Source organism: Pseudomonas viridiflava (assembly GCF_001642795.1).
Classification (GTDB): Bacteria; Pseudomonadota; Gammaproteobacteria; order Pseudomonadales; family Pseudomonadaceae; genus Aquipseudomonas; species Aquipseudomonas viridiflava.
Genome location: NZ_LKEH01000021.1, coordinates 67,437 through 84,240 on the forward strand (window position 1 = coordinate 67,437; position 16,804 = coordinate 84,240).

The 16,804-nt window shown below is 60.8% G+C and carries 12 protein-coding genes; 8 read left to right on the forward strand and 4 right to left on the reverse strand.

Features of this window, described 5'->3' with window-relative positions; translation table 11 throughout:
- Nucleotides 1-130 precede the first annotated feature (130 nt).
- Together AO065_RS08400 and AO065_RS08405 are read left to right on the forward strand one after the other, a co-directional pair.
- The gene (locus AO065_RS08400) at nt 131-1,624 is read left to right on the forward strand and encodes a YifB family Mg chelatase-like AAA ATPase (RefSeq protein WP_004887417.1); all 1,494 of its coding nucleotides are present in this window, start codon (nt 131-133) and stop codon (nt 1,622-1,624) included.
- Between the two features lie 586 nt (nt 1,625-2,210).
- Nucleotides 2,211-2,888, forward strand: a complete 678-nt coding sequence (locus AO065_RS08405) for a hypothetical protein (RefSeq protein WP_004887419.1) — start codon at nt 2,211-2,213, stop codon at nt 2,886-2,888.
- Between the two features lie 90 nt (nt 2,889-2,978).
- Here AO065_RS08405 and AO065_RS08410 read toward each other — a convergent pair whose 3' ends face one another.
- Both AO065_RS08410 and AO065_RS08415 read right to left on the reverse strand, forming a co-directional pair.
- Nucleotides 2,979-4,955: a methyl-accepting chemotaxis protein gene (locus AO065_RS08410; protein ID WP_004887421.1), complete on the reverse strand. Its 1,977-nt coding sequence runs from the start codon at nt 4,953-4,955 to the stop codon at nt 2,979-2,981.
- Nucleotides 4,956-5,136: 181 nt separating this feature from the next.
- Nucleotides 5,137-6,057 (reverse strand): LysR substrate-binding domain-containing protein, encoded by a 921-nt coding sequence (locus AO065_RS08415; protein WP_004887422.1) that lies wholly within the window; start codon nt 6,055-6,057, stop codon nt 5,137-5,139.
- A 156-nt stretch (nt 6,058-6,213) separates the two neighbouring features.
- Here AO065_RS08415 and AO065_RS08420 point away from each other — a divergent pair, with 156 nt between their 5' ends.
- On the forward strand, nt 6,214-7,596 hold the full coding sequence (locus AO065_RS08420; protein WP_004887423.1) for a NorM family multidrug efflux MATE transporter: 1,383 nt from the start codon (nt 6,214-6,216) through the stop codon (nt 7,594-7,596).
- Nucleotides 7,597-7,599: 3 nt separating this feature from the next.
- On the opposite strand, the gene AO065_RS08425 is transcribed toward AO065_RS08420, so the two are convergent.
- Nucleotides 7,600-9,273: a putative bifunctional diguanylate cyclase/phosphodiesterase gene (locus tag AO065_RS08425; protein ID WP_004887425.1), complete on the reverse strand. Its 1,674-nt coding sequence runs from the start codon at nt 9,271-9,273 to the stop codon at nt 7,600-7,602.
- 205 nt (nt 9,274-9,478) lie between these two features.
- Here AO065_RS08425 and rep point away from each other — a divergent pair, with 205 nt between their 5' ends.
- Together rep and AO065_RS08435 are read left to right on the forward strand one after the other, a co-directional pair.
- On the forward strand, nt 9,479-11,488 hold the full coding sequence (gene rep / locus AO065_RS08430) for a DNA helicase Rep (RefSeq protein ID WP_004887427.1): 2,010 nt from the start codon (nt 9,479-9,481) through the stop codon (nt 11,486-11,488).
- A 51-nt stretch (nt 11,489-11,539) separates the two neighbouring features.
- On the forward strand, nt 11,540-12,109 hold the full coding sequence (locus AO065_RS08435) for a xanthine phosphoribosyltransferase (protein WP_004887429.1): 570 nt from the start codon (nt 11,540-11,542) through the stop codon (nt 12,107-12,109).
- A 6-nt stretch (nt 12,110-12,115) separates the two neighbouring features.
- Here the strand turns inward: AO065_RS08435 and AO065_RS08440 are convergent, their stop codons facing one another.
- A complete protein-coding gene (locus AO065_RS08440) occupies nt 12,116-13,435 on the reverse strand; it encodes a sigma-54 interaction domain-containing protein (RefSeq protein WP_004887431.1) in 1,320 nt (439 codons plus the stop codon).
- A gap of 280 nt (nt 13,436-13,715) precedes the next feature.
- On the opposite strand from AO065_RS08440, the gene AO065_RS08445 reads away from it, so the two are divergent.
- Genes AO065_RS08445 through AO065_RS08455 form a run of 3 tightly spaced genes read left to right on the forward strand, consistent with a single transcriptional unit; the run spans nt 13,716 to nt 16,691 of the window.
- Nucleotides 13,716-14,600: an MBL fold metallo-hydrolase gene (locus AO065_RS08445; RefSeq protein WP_004887433.1), complete on the forward strand. Its 885-nt coding sequence runs from the start codon at nt 13,716-13,718 to the stop codon at nt 14,598-14,600.
- A 26-nt stretch (nt 14,601-14,626) separates the two neighbouring features.
- Nucleotides 14,627-15,880 carry an NAD(P)/FAD-dependent oxidoreductase gene (locus tag AO065_RS08450; protein ID WP_004887434.1) on the forward strand — a complete coding sequence of 418 codons (1,254 nt, stop codon included), beginning with the start codon at nt 14,627-14,629 and terminating at the stop codon, nt 15,878-15,880.
- On the forward strand, nt 15,873-16,691 hold the full coding sequence (locus AO065_RS08455) for a sulfite exporter TauE/SafE family protein (protein ID WP_004887436.1): 819 nt from the start codon (nt 15,873-15,875) through the stop codon (nt 16,689-16,691). Before AO065_RS08450 ends, AO065_RS08455 begins: the two co-directional genes overlap by 8 nt.
- The last annotated feature ends 113 nt before the right edge of the window (nt 16,692-16,804 follow it).

The window sequence follows — 16,804 nt, forward strand, 5'->3', positions numbered from 1 at the left end:
AGCTCAGCGGATAGATTGCAGTTGAAGCCTTTCAGTCATTCTCGTTCACACCCTGTATCCATTCCCCACCTGCCCTCGCTCCTCGAATGACGCACGATAACGCCCCGTCGCTCATATCAAGGAATGATCCATGTCGCTGGCCATTGTTCATAGTCGTGCCCAGGTCGGGGTTGAAGCCCCGGCGGTTACTGTCGAAGCGCATCTGGCCAACGGCCTGCCGACCCTGACACTGGTCGGGTTGCCCGAAGGGGCGGTCAAGGAGAGTAAAGACCGGGTGCGCAGTGCCATTCTCAATTCCGGGCTGGATTTTCCGGCGCGGCGTATCACCCTTAATCTTGCGCCTGCTGATCTGCCCAAGGATGGCGGCCGGTTTGATCTGGCCATTGCGTTGGGTCTGCTGGCGGCCAGCGGGCAGGTGCCGTTGACGGCGTTGCAGGATGTCGAGTGCCTGGGGGAGCTGGCGCTGTCAGGTGGCATTCGGCCGATCCAGGGTGTGCTGCCCGCAGCGTTGGCAGCGCGTGCGGCGGAGCGAACGTTGATCGTGCCAGCGGTGAATGCCGAAGAGGCGTGTCTGGCGTCGGGTTTGCGGGTCATTGCAGCGAATCATCTGCTGGAGCTGGTGGCGCACTTCAACGGGCGCACACCGATTGCGCCGTATCAGTCCAGCGGGTTGCTGCATCAATCCAAGCCTTACCCCGACCTCAGCGAAGTGCAGGGGCAGACGGCTGCCAAGCGTGCATTGGTGGTGGCTGCGGCCGGCGCGCATAACCTGCTGTTCAGTGGCCCGCCCGGTACAGGGAAGACGCTGCTTGCAAGCCGATTGCCCGGTTTGTTGCCGCCGCTGGATGAGTACGAAGCGCTGGAAGTGGCGGCGATTCAATCGGTCGCCAGTCAGGTTCCGCTGACCAGTTGGCCGCAACGTCCTTTTCGACAACCGCATCACTCCGCGTCGGGGCCGGCGCTGGTGGGCGGTGGCAGTCGTCCACAGCCGGGAGAGATCACGCTGGCTCACCACGGCGTTTTGTTTCTGGATGAGTTGCCGGAGTTCGACCGGCGCGTGCTGGAGGTTTTGCGCGAGCCTCTGGAGTCCGGCCATATCGTGATTTCCCGAGCGCGGGATCGGGTGCGGTTTCCAGCGCGCTTTCAGTTGGTCGCAGCGATGAACCCTTGCCCGTGTGGCTATCTGGGTGAGCCGACAGGCCGCTGCCGCTGCTCAACCGAACAGGTACAACGCTACCGCAACAAACTGTCCGGCCCGCTGCTGGATCGCATTGATCTGCACCTGACGGTTGCGCGCGAAACCACCTCGCTCAATCCCGGCCCGCAGACTGGCGATACTACTGCCAGTGCAGCCGCCATCGTTGCACAGGCTCGCGACCGACAGAATCGGCGTCAGGGCTGCGCCAATGCATTCCTCGACCTTCCGGCTCTGCGCAAGCATTGCGCGCTGTCGAGTGTCGATGAGACATGGCTGGAAACCGCCTGCGAGCGTTTGACCCTGTCACTGCGCTCGGCGCATCGGCTGCTGAAAGTGGCACGGACCCTGGCGGACCTGGAGCACGTAGAAGCAATCAATCGCGGTCATCTGGCGGAGGCGCTGCAGTATCGGCCTGTGAATAACTAGTACAGACAAAATTGAAAGCAGGCCAGTCTCCTGCGCTTGTCAGTATGTGAGGAATCGGCCGACAGCCAAAACGGATATCTCGGCGATTACGACGCACCGTCGGCCGACAGCCTTCATTTCGATGACAAGCTATGCTTTACCTGATACTGCTTGATACCGTTTACAGCCGCTTTATGCCAGTGAAAAATCTGCAAGCTGCTCTGATACTGGAATGAGACGACGGCCCGTCTCGTAATGACTGATGGCACCCTGGCTACCGTGCCTATAGAATATGGGCGCAATTCTTCATCTTGAGGCACAGGCCTTGTGATGAATCCAATCGTACAGTGCTGCATGTGAACTCAAAAAATCGTCTATGAAGGATCATACGATGCCGTTGAATAATTTTTTAAGGGCGCTATTCCCCTCCCTTGTCACAATCCCCACCAAAACGTCAAAGGCTGCCGCTACGAAAGTGGCCCACGATCTTGTTCGCTCCTACGCGTGCGGTAATGTAAATCTTCAACGCGGTCGTTATATGACCTCGGAACAACTTGAAGCCCGCAAGCGCAGGCTTGCTCAACACTCGTTCTGAGACCGCCATTCCGTGACCCATCTATCCTTTCCTGATAAGCAGGGACTGGAGAAGCACTCGCGTACCGACGAATTGGTCCGCTTGTTCCAGTTGGCTGAAGAAAAAATCAAGCTCGTTGAAAATCTCAATCAGGAGCTGTCAATTCCTGCCATCAACGAGCTGCGCTATGCCGGCTATCATATGACCCAGTACCTTTCTGGTCAGGTGGAGGCGGACGCTCAGTTGAGCAAGGCTGAAAACCATTGCAAGCGAGCCATCTACGATGCGGTTGAAGCAGGCATTACCCACCAACTTGAACTCATCAAGCTTTTCCAGCATGACTTTCGCAATCTGATCATCACAGAAACGATCAGCCGTTATGCGGAAATCAAAAAGGAGGTTAAGGCCGCTCGAGATCTTATCCTCACGCCGAGAGATAACTCTAAAGACCGCTCGGAGTACTACGCAGAATGCTCCTCCCACCTCGAGAACCTGCGCAGAGCGCATGATGAACTCGAGTTCTATCGTGACGATCTACTCAAAAGGCTTCAAAAGACAAATCGGGACGTCTGGATGTATCGAGCAACCCTTGCCATGCTGCTGATCTGTTCAGGAGCGTTCATTTACAGCGCCCTGCAATATCACCATCCACAAACCCCGACGGTGGCGTCCGCCATTTCACCTACTGTGCAACTCGAGTCTGCAGATTAGATCCTGCGTTCAGCGGTCGAACGAGTACCTAAAAAGAACATGCCAGTGCAGAGCACTGGCAAGATCACTTCTGACTAACGCCCACCCACCTCACCGAAACCGATCAACCTCTTTACGCAACTCACCCGCCAGCGAATTCAGCTCTTCAGCGGTAATGGCCAGATTGGAGACCACTTCGCGTTGTTCACTGTTGGCCATGGCGATGCTTTGCAGGTTGCTGCTGAGCATGGTGGCGGTGCTGCTTTGCTCTTGAGTGGCTGTGGTGATCGCGGCGAACTGATGACCGGCGGAGCGGCTCTGTTCGTCGATCTGCGCCAGGGCCGAGGCGACTTTGGCGTTGAGCGACAGGCCTTCCTGCATCAGCACGTTGCCTTGTTGCATGGTGCTGATGGCGTTTCCGGTTTCCTGCTGGATGCTGGCGATCATGCCGGAGATTTCGTCGGTGGCCTTGCGGGTGCGCGAGGCCAGGCTGCGGACTTCGTCGGCAACTACGGCGAAACCGCGACCCTGTTCACCGGCGCGTGCAGCCTCGATGGCGGCGTTGAGGGCCAGCAGGTTGGTCTGGTCGGCAATCGAGGTGATCACGCCGACGATGCTGCCGATTTCCTGCGAGCGCTGGCCCAGGGTGTCGATCACGGTCGCGGTGCTGCTCAGCGACGTGGCGATCTGTTGCAGCGACGAGGAGGCTTCATCCATCGAGGTACGACCGATGCGGGTCTGTTGCGCGTTTTCCTGCGCCAGTCGCTCGGTGTTGCCCATGTTGTCGGCAATGTTCATCGACGTTGCGCTGAACTCTTCAACCGCGCCCGCCATGCTGGTGATCTCGCCGGACTGCTGCTCCATGCCTTCGTAAGCACCACCGGACATACCGGACAGTGCGTGGGCACGGGTGCTGACTTCCTGCGCGGCGGTGCGGATGTGCGACACCATCGAGGAAAGCGCTTCGCTCATCTTGTTGAAGCTGCCCGACAACTGACCGATTTCGTCGTTGCTGGTGATGTTCAGGCGCACGCTCAAATTACCGGCGCCCAGCTCATCGGCCTGACGGACCAGTTCGGAAAGCGGACGCAGTTTGCTGCGCAGCAGCCAGATGGCGCTGATGACGGCAATGAGCATGGCCAGCAGACTGCCGATGGCCAGTTGCGTGCCGACGTCCCAGGTCACGGCGCTGATTTCGCTGCGGGGCATGCTGGCAATGACGGTCCAGGGGCCGCCTGCGAATGGCTGGCCGACGCTGTAGAAATCTTGAGTGCCGTCATTCCAGAATTGGGCCTTGCCCGGCTTGCTGGCCAGATCGGCAACCGCTTTGGCAGCGCTTTCAGGCGACTGGATGCCGGCAGGCGGGACGAGCCAGGTGCCTTTGTCGTCCAGCAGGGCCAACGAACCCGTGGTACCGATGCGGAAGTTTTTCAGGTCATCGAACTGGGTTTTCTGAGCGTCGGTGTAATCGAAACCTACGAACAGCGCGGCGATGATCTTGCCGCTGCTGTCACGAACCGGGCTGTACTGGGTCATGTAATAGCGATCAAACAACACCGCCTTGCCCACGTAGCCCTGGCCGGACATCAGACGCTCGTAGGCAGGTGCCTTGCGATCCAGCAGCGTGCCGATGGCGCGCGTGCCGTCCTGTTTGCTCAGCGAGGTGCTGATACGAATGAAGTCATCGCCGCTGCGCACGAAGATTGTTGCCACACCGGCCGTCAGCCGACGGAACTCGTCCACTTCGGTGAAGTCATTATTCAGCGCCGTGTCGCGCAGGAACAGGCCGGGCGTTTGAGTGCCTGCCACGGTGACCGGTTTGTCGGCCTGCAGGGTCAGGCCGACTGCGAAGCGTTTTTCAAACAAGCCGCTTAGACGCTGGGTACTGTCACGCAGGGTGCTGTGGAAGGTGTTGAGCTGATCGGCGAGCAGTCTTGCTTCACTGGACATGTGCTCTTCACGGATGACCAGATTGGAGGCATCCAGGGATCTCAACGCAAAAAGCGTGCTACCACTGATGACAACTGCCAGGATCACTGCCAGGGCGATACCGAGTTGCGTGGCAATCCGGGTGCGGGGCTTGGACATAAAGGCTCCAGACCGAATGATTATCGCCAGATCCTTGGCTCATCGTTCAGCAAACGTTAGTTAGGTGTTGTACCGTTTTGAACAAACGGTTCTTAGGCAATGCTTCGGCCAACAAGATCGATACTTGAGTCTCTTGCGCGGGCATTAGTAAAGATGGCATTTTCGCACTATGCGAGGCGCATTAGTGCAAAATTTCAACTAAGGGCAGTTTCATCGCCTGAACTTCGGCCTGCAGAAAGTCGCTCAACCGCCGCAACCGCTCTACGCCGGGCCTCGTACGCGGCCAGACCAGATAGTAATTTTCGCCACTCGCCACCGCCGTGCGCCACGGCAGACTCAATCTGGCCTGCGCAACGTCTTCCGCGACCATCAACAGATCGCCCATTGACACCCCGTAGCCGCGTGCCGCTGCAATCATCCCCAGCTCAAGCGTGTCGAACACCTGACCGCCCTTGAGCGAAACCTTGTCTGCCAGCCCCATTCGGTTAAGCCAGGTGCGCCAGTCACGCCGATCCGGCGTCGGGTGCAGCAACTCGGCGTTGGCCAGTCGCTCGACGTTCCACGGCGGGTCCTGCAACAAGGTCGGCGCGCCGACCGGGATCAGCCATTCCGGGAATAGTAGGGTGGCCTCCCAGTCCGCCGGAAAGTGACCATGGCTGAGCAGGATCGCGCAGTCGAACGGCTCCTGCGCAAAGTCCACGGCATCGATGTCCATCCAGGCGCTGGTCAACTGCACCTCATTGCCAGCCTGCAGATGACGAAAGCGACTGAGCCGCGCCAACAGCCAACGCATGGTCAGGGTCGACGGCGCCTTCATGCGCAGAATGCCCTCTTCCGTCTGCAGGGTGCTGCATGCCCGTTCCAGAGCCAGAAAGCCGTCCCGCACGCCCGGCAACAGCGCCCTCGCCGACTCGGTCAGTTGCAGGTTGCGCCCGTTGCGCTGAAACAATCGGCAGGCAAAGTGCTCTTCCAGCGTGCGGATGTGCCGGCTGACGGCACTCTGGGTAATGGACAATTCTTCCGCAGCACGGGTGAACGAGGTGTGCCGGGCCGCAGCTTCGAATGCACGCAGCGCATAAAGAGGAGGGAGACGACGAGACATGCAGGCTTTCCTTATCGACCAGGCAGCCACTGTACTGTAAATACGCTCGCATGAGTTTTAGTCATGCTGAGCATCGGATTTATCGCTTTGTGCTTTTGACCTCGAATGCCGACAATAAGCGGGTCATCAGTCCTTCCGCCGTAGAGCATCGTTACCATGCAACAGCCCGCCCTCAAAGAACTCTGGATCATCCTGCGCCTGGCCGGGCCGCTGATCGCCTCGCAGATGGCGCACATGCTGATGGTGTTCACCGACACGGTGATGATGGGCAAGATCGGTCCTGAAGCCTTGGCTGGCGGCGGTCTCGGCGCGGCCACTTATAACTTCATCTCGTTTTTCTGTGTGGGTGTGATGGCGGCTGTCGGCACGCTGGTTTCCATTCGCCACGGCGCAGGTGACAGCGAAGGCGCGGCCCGATTGACGCAGGCCGGACTTTGGCTGGCCTGGGGCATGGCGTTGGTAGCGGCGCTGATTCTGTGGAATCTGGAACCCATCCTGCTGCAATTCGGCCAGGCTGAAGCCAACGTGCACATGGCCGCTCAATTCTTGATCACCCTGCCGCTGGCCCTGCCCGGACTGCTCAGCTTCATGGCCCTGCGCGGCTTCACCAGCGCGCTCGGTCGGGTGCGGCCGGTGATGACCATCAGCCTGATCGGGGCCGTCGCCAATTACCTGCTCAACTACGTGCTGATCCATCAATGGTTCGGCCTGCCCAATCTGGGCCTGATGGGCATCGGACTGGTCACGGCCATCGTGACCAACTGCATGGCGCTTGCGCTGGCGTTGCACATCGGTCGGCATCCGGCCTACGCGGCGTATCCGATTCGCAAAGGGCTATCGAAGCTCTCACGCAGCCATCTGGCCGAGTTGTGGCGTCTGGGCCTGCCGATTGGCGGCACCTACGCCGTTGAAGTCGGGCTGTTCACCTTTGCTGCGTTCTGCATGGGCGCGATGGGCAGCACCCAGATGGCGGCGCACCAGATCGCGCTGCAGACGGTGTCCATGGCCTTCATGGTGCCGGTCGGCATTTCCTACGCTGTGACCATGCGCATCGGCCAGCATTACGGCGCGGGCAACATGCTCATGGCCCGAACCGCAGGGCGTCTCGGGATCGGTTTCGGCGGCACGGTGATGCTCTTGTTCGGCCTGCTGTTCTGGCTGGCACCGCATCAGATCATCGGGCTGTTTCTGGACATCGACGACCCGGCGTTCGCTGACATTGTGGTCATGGCCGTGCATTTGCTCGCCATCGCGGCCTGGTTCGAATTCTTTGACGGTACCCAGACCATTGCGATGGGCGCGATTCGCGGGCTCAAGGATGCACGCACGACCTTCCTGGTCGGCCTGCTCTGCTATTGGCTGATTGCGGCGCCTGCCGCGTGGCTCTTGGGTTTTTCCGCCAACGGCGGGGCTCCGGGCGTGTGGTGGGGGCTGGCGCTGGGCCTGCTCTGCTCGGCCGTGGCACTCACCGGCGCGTTCGAATGGAAAACCGCAAGACTGCTGCGCAAGCACCCGGTCGGCGAGACCGTGATGGGCTGACGCTCAGGAAGACGCCGGGCTGCGGGACGCTTCACGGCGACTCGCGTCCGATCTCAGCCATTCGACCAGTTGCGGCATCGGCAGCGGTCTGCTGATCAGATAGCCCTGCAACTGATCGCAGGCAAAACCGCGCAACAGCGCCAGTTGCCCAGGCGTTTCGACCCCTTCGGCAACCACTTCCAGACTCAGGTTGTGCGCCAGATTGATCATCGCATGCACCAGCTTGCGGTTTTCCTCACGGGTTTCCATTTCGCCGACAAAGCTCTTATCGATCTTGAGCAGCGTGATCGGCAGGCTGTTGAGGTGCATGAAGGACGAGTAGCCCGTACCAAAGTCATCCAGCGAAAAACGCACGCCCAGACGTCCGAGCGCGTCCATGGTCTGTCTGACCTGATCGCTGCGGCGCATGACGGCGGTTTCGGTCAGTTCGAATTCCAGCCAGTGCGCGTCAATGTTGTGCTGAGCGATAAGGCGGCTCAGGGTTGCCAGCAGCTGGCTGTCCTGAAACTGCCGGAACGAGAGGTTGATGGCCATGTGCAATGACGCGAAACCCTGTTCGCGGAGCGCTTGCATGTCGCTCAACGCGCGGAAGATAACCCAGTAACCCAGCGGCACGATCAGCCCGCTTTGCTCGGCCAACGGCACGAACTCGTCGGGCGACAGCAGCCCCCGCTCGGGGTGCCGCCAGCGCACCAGCGCTTCCAGGCCGACAATCCGGCCAGTGCCCAGACACAGCCGCGGCTGGTAATGCAGCTCCAGCTCGTCGCGGCGCAGCCCACGGCGCAATTCGCCTTCAAGGTCCGACAGGCTGCGGGCGTTGCGATTGATGCTTTCGTCGAACAGGTGAAACGTGCAGCCATTGAGACTCTTGGCCTGGCGCATGGCGATGTGCGCGTGCCACATCAGCGAGTCCGCGCATGCCTCGGCCTGTGAATGAGCGATGCCCAGACTGCAGCCCAGCAACAGGCTTTCGCCGCCGATCCAGTAGGGCTCGGCCAAGGCATCGGTGATGCGCTCGGCCACTTGCGTCGCCCGTTTGGCGTCTTGACGGGTGTCGATCAGCAGAGCGAATTCGTCGCCTCCCAGCCGGGCGATTTGGTCACCGGCCTGAAGCTGGTTCTTCACCCGCGCCACGACCTGCAGAATCAGCCGGTCACCGGCCTGATAACCCAGGGCGTCGTTGGCGCGGCGAAAGTCGTCCAGGTCCAGATGCCCGAGCGCCAATTGGCCGCCACCGGCAAGTCGCGCAGCCAGCATGACCTGAAACCCCTGCCGATTGGCGATCCCGGTCAGCACGTCCTGCCCGGCCAGTCGTTGCAGATTCTCTTCAAGACGGCTGCGCTCACGAACATGCCGCAGGCAGCGACGAAGGGTGTCATCCGTCAGCGCATCGCGCACCAGCCAGTCATTGACGCCGGTCGGCCCCACCAGCGGCTCTTCGTCGAGCAGCACTACCATCGGCAAGGTGCAACTGCCGGTAGGCGGCTGCAGGCCGGGGGTGGTGAACAACACCGTGTTGCGCTCGTTGCCGTAACGGGTAGAGAACGTCTGCCAGTCGGCAGCGTGCAACAGCGTGACCGCATGGCCCGGATCGGTCAGACAACCGCTCAACAGCGTCTGCCAGGATGGCTCTTGTGTCAGCAAAAGCAACCGCAGGGGTTCGACAGGCGTAGGCAATCTAACTTCCTAAGTTCAAAGGAAAAAACGATGGTCGCGCTCTCTCGGGAACGCGACGAATACACTTCTCTTCGCGCCGCGGCGCAAATGTAACAAAAAAGCAGAAATTAGATAGCCGTTACCACCTTTCTGCGATGAGCGCCGCATGAAACCTGCGGGCCTGCTAAAATGCCCGACCTTTTCGCAAGCGACTTTTCAGACCGTCATGTCCCGACTCAATCCCCGGCAACAGGAAGCGGTGAACTACGTCGGCGGCCCTCTTTTGGTGCTCGCCGGTGCAGGCTCCGGCAAAACCAGCGTGATCACGCGCAAGATCGCGCACCTGATCCAGAACTGCGGCATCAAGGCCCAGTACATCGTCGCCATGACCTTTACCAACAAGGCTGCGCGCGAGATGAAGGAGCGGGTCGGCACGCTGCTCAGGGCGGGTGAAGGACGCGGCCTGACGGTGTCGACGTTCCACAACCTGGGCCTCAACGTCATCCGCAAGGAGCACACGCGGCTGGGTTACAAGCCGGGCTTCTCGATCTTTGACGAGACCGACGTCAAGGCATTGATGACCGACATCATGCAGAAAGAGTATTCGGGCGACGACGGCGTCGACGAAATCAAAAACATGATCGGCGCCTGGAAAAACGACCTGATCCTGCCTGCCGAAGCGCTGGAAAACTCGCGCAACCCCAAGGAACAGACCGCCGCCATCGTCTACACCCACTATCAGCGCACGCTCAAGGCTTACAACGCGGTGGACTTCGACGACCTGATCCTGCTGCCGGTGAAGCTGTTCCAGGAACACGCCGACATTCTGGAAAAATGGCAGAACAAGGTCCGCTACCTGCTGGTGGACGAATACCAGGACACCAACGCCAGCCAATACCTGCTGGTCAAATTGCTGATCGGCACCCGCCACCAGTTCACCGTGGTAGGCGACGACGACCAGTCGATCTATGCCTGGCGCGGCGCACGGCCGGAAAACCTGATGCTGCTCAAGGACGACTACCCGTCGTTGAAAGTGGTGATGCTGGAGCAGAACTACCGCTCCACCAGCCGCATCCTGCGCTGCGCCAACGTGCTGATTTCCAACAACCCGCACGAATTCGAGAAACAGCTCTGGTCCGAAATGGGCCACGGCGACGAGATCCGCGTCATCCGCTGCCGCAACGAAGACGCCGAAGCCGAGCGCGTCGCCGTGGAAATTCTCACCCTGCACCTGCGCACCGACCGGCCTTACAGCGACTTTGCGATCCTGTACCGCGGTAACTATCAGGCCAAGCTGATCGAACTGAAACTTCAGCACCATCAGATTCCGTATCGGCTTTCGGGCGGCAACAGTTTCTTCGGCCGTCAGGAAGTGAAAGACCTGATGGCCTATTTCCGCCTGCTCGTGAACCCGGACGACGACAACGCCTTTCTGCGGGTCATCAACGTACCGCGTCGGGAAATCGGCTCGACCACGCTGGAGAAACTCGGCAACTACGCCACCGAGCGCAAGATTTCGATGTACGCCGCCACCGACGAAATCGGTCTGGGCGAGCATCTGGACAGCCGTTTCACCGACCGCCTGCAACGCTTCAAGCGCTGGATGGATGGGGTGCGCCAGCAATGCGCGCAGAACGACCCCATCGCCGCGCTGCGCAGCATGGTCATGGATATCGACTACGAGAACTGGCTGCGCCAGAACAGCTCCAGCGAGAAAGCCGCCGACTACCGCATGAGCAACGTCTGGTTTCTGATCGAAGCGTTGAAGAACACGCTGGAGAAGGACGAAGAAGGCGGCATGACCATCGAGGAAGCCATCGGCAAGCTGGTCCTGCGCGACATGCTCGAACGTCAGCAGGAAGAGGAAGACGGCGCCGAAGGCGTGCAGATGATGACCCTGCATGCGTCCAAGGGTCTGGAGTTTCCCTACGTGTTCATCATGGGCATGGAAGAGGAAATCCTTCCTCACCGTTCCAGCATCGAAGCCGACACCATCGAAGAAGAGCGTCGTCTGGCCTACGTGGGCATCACCCGTGCGCGCCAGACCCTGGCCTTTACCTTCGCCGCCAAGCGCAAGCAGTACGGCGAGATCATCGACTGCGCGCCCAGCCGTTTTCTGGACGAGCTGCCGCCCGACGATCTGGCCTGGGAAGGCAACGACGACACCCCGACTGAGGTCAAGGCGGTACGCGGCAACACGGCCCTGGCGGATATCCGCGCCATGCTGAAACGCTGACCGGCAAAGAATCGATCATTTATTGCGCAATGGCGCACCCAAGGAACCGAAGTGGAAGCACTGCACAAGAAGATTCGCGAAGAAGGCATCGTACTGTCCGACCAGGTCCTGAAGGTCGACGCGTTCCTCAATCATCAGATCGACCCGGCCCTGATGAAAGCCATTGGCGACGAGTTCGCCCGGCTGTTCGCCGACTCGGGCGTCACCAAGATCGTCACTATCGAAGCCTCGGGCATCGCGCCAGCAGTCATGGCAGGCCTCAACATGGGCGTGCCGGTGATCTTCGCGCGCAAGCATCAGTCGCTGACCCTGACCGAAAACCTGCTGTCGGCCACGGTGTACTCGTTCACCAAACAGGTCGAAAGCACTGTCGCGATCTCGCCGCGCCACCTGAGCAGCGACGACCATGTGTTGATCATCGATGACTTCCTGGCCAACGGCAAAGCCTCGCAGGCGCTGATTTCGATCATCAAGCAGGCGGGCGCCACCGTTGCCGGACTGGGTATCGTGATCGAGAAGTCGTTCCAGGGCGGCCGCGCCGAGCTGGACGCGCAGGGCTATCGCGTCGAGTCACTGGCCCGGGTCGAATCGCTGGCTGACGGCGTGGTCACCTTCAAATAACAGCGTTCAGTTCAGCACGCCGAGCGCGCGCAGCCGTCGATACAGGGTGCGCTCGCTCAACCCCAGCTCTTTTGCCAGCTCGCTGCGTGAGCCCTGAAATACGCTGAGCGCGTGGGCGAGCTTCTCCAGTCCGTCGTCCTGACGGCGATGCAGCACACGTCCCGCCTCGTTATGCCCACGGACCTCGTCGGGCAGATCCTGCACACGAATCACCCCGTCGTCGGTGAACAACCGGGCACGGTCGAGAATATTGCGCAGCTCACGGATATTGCCGGGGTAGCTGTACAGCCGCAGCAGCTTCATGGCTTCGGTATCGATACGCGGTACCGCCCCCGGCGAGCTGCGCTGCAACAGACTGTCGATCAGCAGCGCCAGGTCATCAGTGCGCTCGCGCAACGCGGGCAGGCGGATCGGGAAAGCACTGATGCGATAGAACAGGTCCTGCCGGAAACTGCCCTCGGCCACCATGTCCTTGAGCGGCTTGTGGGTTGCGGTCACCAGCCGGAAGTCAGAATGCACCGTTCTCAGACTGCCCACGGGCCGGAAGCTGCCCGACTCGATCAGCCGCAGCAGTTTGACCTGCATGGCCAACGGCACCTCACCGATCTCGTCGAGAAACAGCGTGCCACCATGGGCCGCTTCGGCCAGGCCGGTCTTGCGTTGCAGGGCTCCAGTGAATGCGCCCTTCTCATAGCCGAACAGCTCGCTCTCCAGCAGTGTTTCGGTCAGCCCGGTGCAGTCCACGACCACCAGTGGTCCGGCGGAACGCGAGCTGCTAGCGTGCAGAGCGCGAGCGAACAGCTCCTTGCCGGTGCCGGATTCCCCCTGCAGCAGTACCGGAATCTGCGCGGGCGCGGCGCGTTGCAGCGCAGCCAAGACCTCCTTGAACGCGGCCGACCGACCGACCAGCCCATGCCGCTGAGGCTGAACCGAGGCCACGGCCACCGAACTCAGGCGCTCGACGTAGGCAATCACTTCGCCCCGATCGCCCAGGATCGGACGCAGTTCGACATCCACATGCTCCGGACCACGCGGGGTGTGGTGAATATGCAGAAGGCGCTCCGGCAGCTTCGTTTCGTGCGCCTTGCGCATGGGGCAGTGCTCGCCGGCCTGATCGCAGGGCACCGCGTATTGATGCGACACCCGATAACACTTCTCGCCCACATGCGGCACGCCCTCGACCCCGAACTGACGCTGGTAGGCAGTGTTCGCAGCAATGATGTTGTAGTCGGTGTCGAGCACGATGGTAGGACGCGCATCGTGTTCAAGGTAGGACACCAGTGATTGCATGCGGCTGCCAGACGAGTCGGTGGCGATGAGAGTCATGAAGGTTCCTGTTCCGGGCGCAGGGTAAGCGTGGTGAAGCTTAACCGATCGAGCTGCCAGATACTGCCAATGACTGCCACTTTACTGCCAGAAAGTGGCAGTAAGGTCGAAAACCAGACACGCACAGCGCTCTGCATCAACCCGATGAAAGCACTTCAAACAAGGGATCCAAGGCTGCTCTCGCTCCGGTTGGCATGCTACTTGTAATACCTGATGAAACTGCCAACCGCCTTGCCTGCCACTGCGGGTATGAGCGATTTACAGTCAGGGAGATTCGAAGATGATCATCGGTGAAACGCTATACGTCGAAGCGCTGTTCGACAGCCACACCTGGACCGTCAGTTATCTGGTGATGGACCTGCCCAGCAAACAGTGCGCAATCATCGACAGCGTGCTCGATTACGACCCCAAATCCGGACGTACCCACACCGAGTCGGCTGACCGGATGATCGGCCGCGTGCGGGCCTTGCAGGCCTCGGTGCAGTGGATTCTGGAAACCCACGTGCACGCCGATCACCTGTCCGCTGCGGCCTATCTGAAAGAACACCTTACCGGGCAGATCGCAATCGGCCGGCACATTACCCAGGTTCAGGAAACCTTCGGCGCGCTGTTCAATGCACCGGGCGACTTTGCCCGCGATGGCAGCCAGTTCGATGTGCTGCTGGACGACGGCGCGACATTCTCCATTGGTTCGCTGCAAGCCCGCGCGCTGCACACACCGGGGCATACGCCTGCGTGCATGAGCTACCTGGTCGAGATCGGCGTTCAGACCGTGGCGTTCGTCGGCGATACGCTGTTCATGCCCGACTACGGCACTGCGCGCTGCGACTTCCCCGGCGCCAGCGCACGCACGCTGTACCGATCGATCCGCAGGCTTCTGGACCTGCCGCCGCAGACCCTGCTGTTCATGTGCCACGACTACCTGCCCAACGGTCGGGCGCTCAAGTACATGACCACCGTGGCCGAACAGCGCGCCAGCAATATTCATGTGCGGGACGGCATCGACGAAAACGCCTTCGTCAGCATGCGCGAAGCCCGCGATGCGACGCTGGAAATGCCGGTGCTTATGCTGCCCTCAGTGCAGATCAACATGCGCTGCGGGCACCTTCCCGAGCCTGAAGACAACGGCGTGCGCTACCTGAAAATCCCGCTCAATTCCCTCTGAATCCAGCCAGCTTCCGGACTTCTGCAATGACTGCCTCAAACACTTCCTGCCAGATCCTGATCGTCGGGGCCGGCGCTGCCGGTATCTCGACCGCCGCAAGCCTGCTCGCCCGCGACAAGACACTGAACATCACACTCATCGACCCGGCCGACACGCACTATTACCAGCCGGGCTGGACCATGGTCGGCGCGGGCATCTTCTCGCCCGAAGCCACCGCACGCAGCATGGCGTCGCTGATTCCCGAAGGCGTGCAATGGATCAAAGCCGCCGTGGCGAGTTTTGAACCGCAACTCAACAGCCTGACGCTGCAGGACGGCCGCACGGTCGGTTATCAGCAACTGGTGGTCTGCCCTGGGATCAAGCTGGACTGGGCCGCCATCGACGGGCTGGTCGAAACGCTGGGCAGCAACGGCGTGACCTCCAACTACCGATACGATCTGGCGCCCTACACCTGGAAGCTGGTTCAAAACCTGAAGCAAGGGCGGGCGCTGTTCACCCAGCCGCCGATGCCGATCAAGTGCGCGGGTGCGCCGCAAAAAGCCATGTACCTGTCCTGCGATCACTGGCGCAAGGCGGGTCGGCAGGACCAGATCAAGACGCAATTCTTCAATGCCGGAGCCGTGCTGTTCGGCGTGGCGGATTATGTTCCGGCCCTCATGGAGTATGTCGATCGCTATGCCATCGACCTGCAATTCAGCCACAAACTGGTGGCGGTCGATGGGCCAGGCAAACTCGCGACCTTTGTCCGCACCGGGCCTGATGGCGTCAGTGAAACCGTCGAGCAGGGCTTCGAGATGCTGCATGTCGTGCCGCCTCAGACCGCGCCGGACTTCATTCGTAACAGCCCGCTTGCTGACGCCGCAGGTTGGGTGGACGTGGATCCGGCCACGCTCCGTCATAAGCAGTTTGCCAATGTGCATGGCCTGGGTGATGCCACCAATACCAGCAACGCCAAGACTGCGGCCGCCGCCCGAAAGCAGGCGCCCGTGGTTGCCCACAACGTGCTGTTGGCGATGGGGCGTCTGTCTGATCCGGTTGCCTACGATGGCTATGGCTCGTGCCCGCTGACGGTCGAAAAAGGCAGGATTGTGCTCGCCGAATTTCTGTATGGCGGGAAAGTCGCGCCGAGTTTTCCACAATGGCTGCTCAACGGACGCCAGCCAACGCGTCTGGCCTGGTGGCTGAAAGAACGGGTGCTGCCGCCGCTCTACTGGCACGGCATGCTCAAGGGCCGCGAGTGGTTGGCCAAACCGAAAAAGGCCGCTGCCAGACATGGATGAACATCAACTGCTGGGAGCGGGTCTGGGCGCGATCATTGGCGCGGTGCTGGCGCTGACTGGCGCGGGCGGCGGCATTCTCGCCGTGCCGTTGCTGGTGTTCGGGCTCGGGTTGTCGATTGTCGAGGCGGCACCCGTCGGTTTGCTGGCCGTGGGTATGGCTGCTGGCGTGGGCGCGGTATTGGGTTTGCGGCAAGGCATTGTGCGTTATCGCGCTGCGGCTTATATCGCCGGGATCGGCATCGTGATGGCGCCGATAGGGCTATGGCTGGCCCACCGTCTACCCAATGAACCGCTGGCACTGATCTTCTCCGCCGTGTTGCTGTATGCATGCGTGCGGATGCTGCTCAGGGCGCAGCGTGAATTGCGCGACGGCAAACCCGCTCAGCGTGCCGACGTGCTGCCCTGTGTACTCAATCCGCTGCAGGGCCGATTGCGCTGGACCATGCCATGCCTGCGCGCGCTGACGATGACCGGCATCGGCTCGGGACTGCTGTCCGGCCTGCTCGGCGTCGGCGGCGGCTTCGTGATCGTGCCTGCGCTGACGCGCTACACCGATCTGGACATGAAAAGCGTCATGGCGACATCGTTGGCGGTGATTGCGCTCGTGTCGACCGGTAGTGTTGTCAGCGCTTCCTTGAGCGGCGTCATGCACTGGACCATAGGCCTGCCGTTTGCACTGGGTGCGATGCTCGGCCTGTTGGCGGGCAGGCAGATCTCGCGCTATCTGGCCGGGCCTCGGTTGCAGCAGTTGTTTGCCGGATGCGGGATTGTTGCGGCAGGCATGCTGGCCGTCTCAGCGCTGTCGACCTGATGATCCTGCCCATGCTCTGCGCTCATCGTTGTACACAAGTCAGCAAGACGCGCAAAACGGGGGCCTAAACGAAAGTGACTGACTGAATGCATACCCCGTGGGAGGCGGCTTGC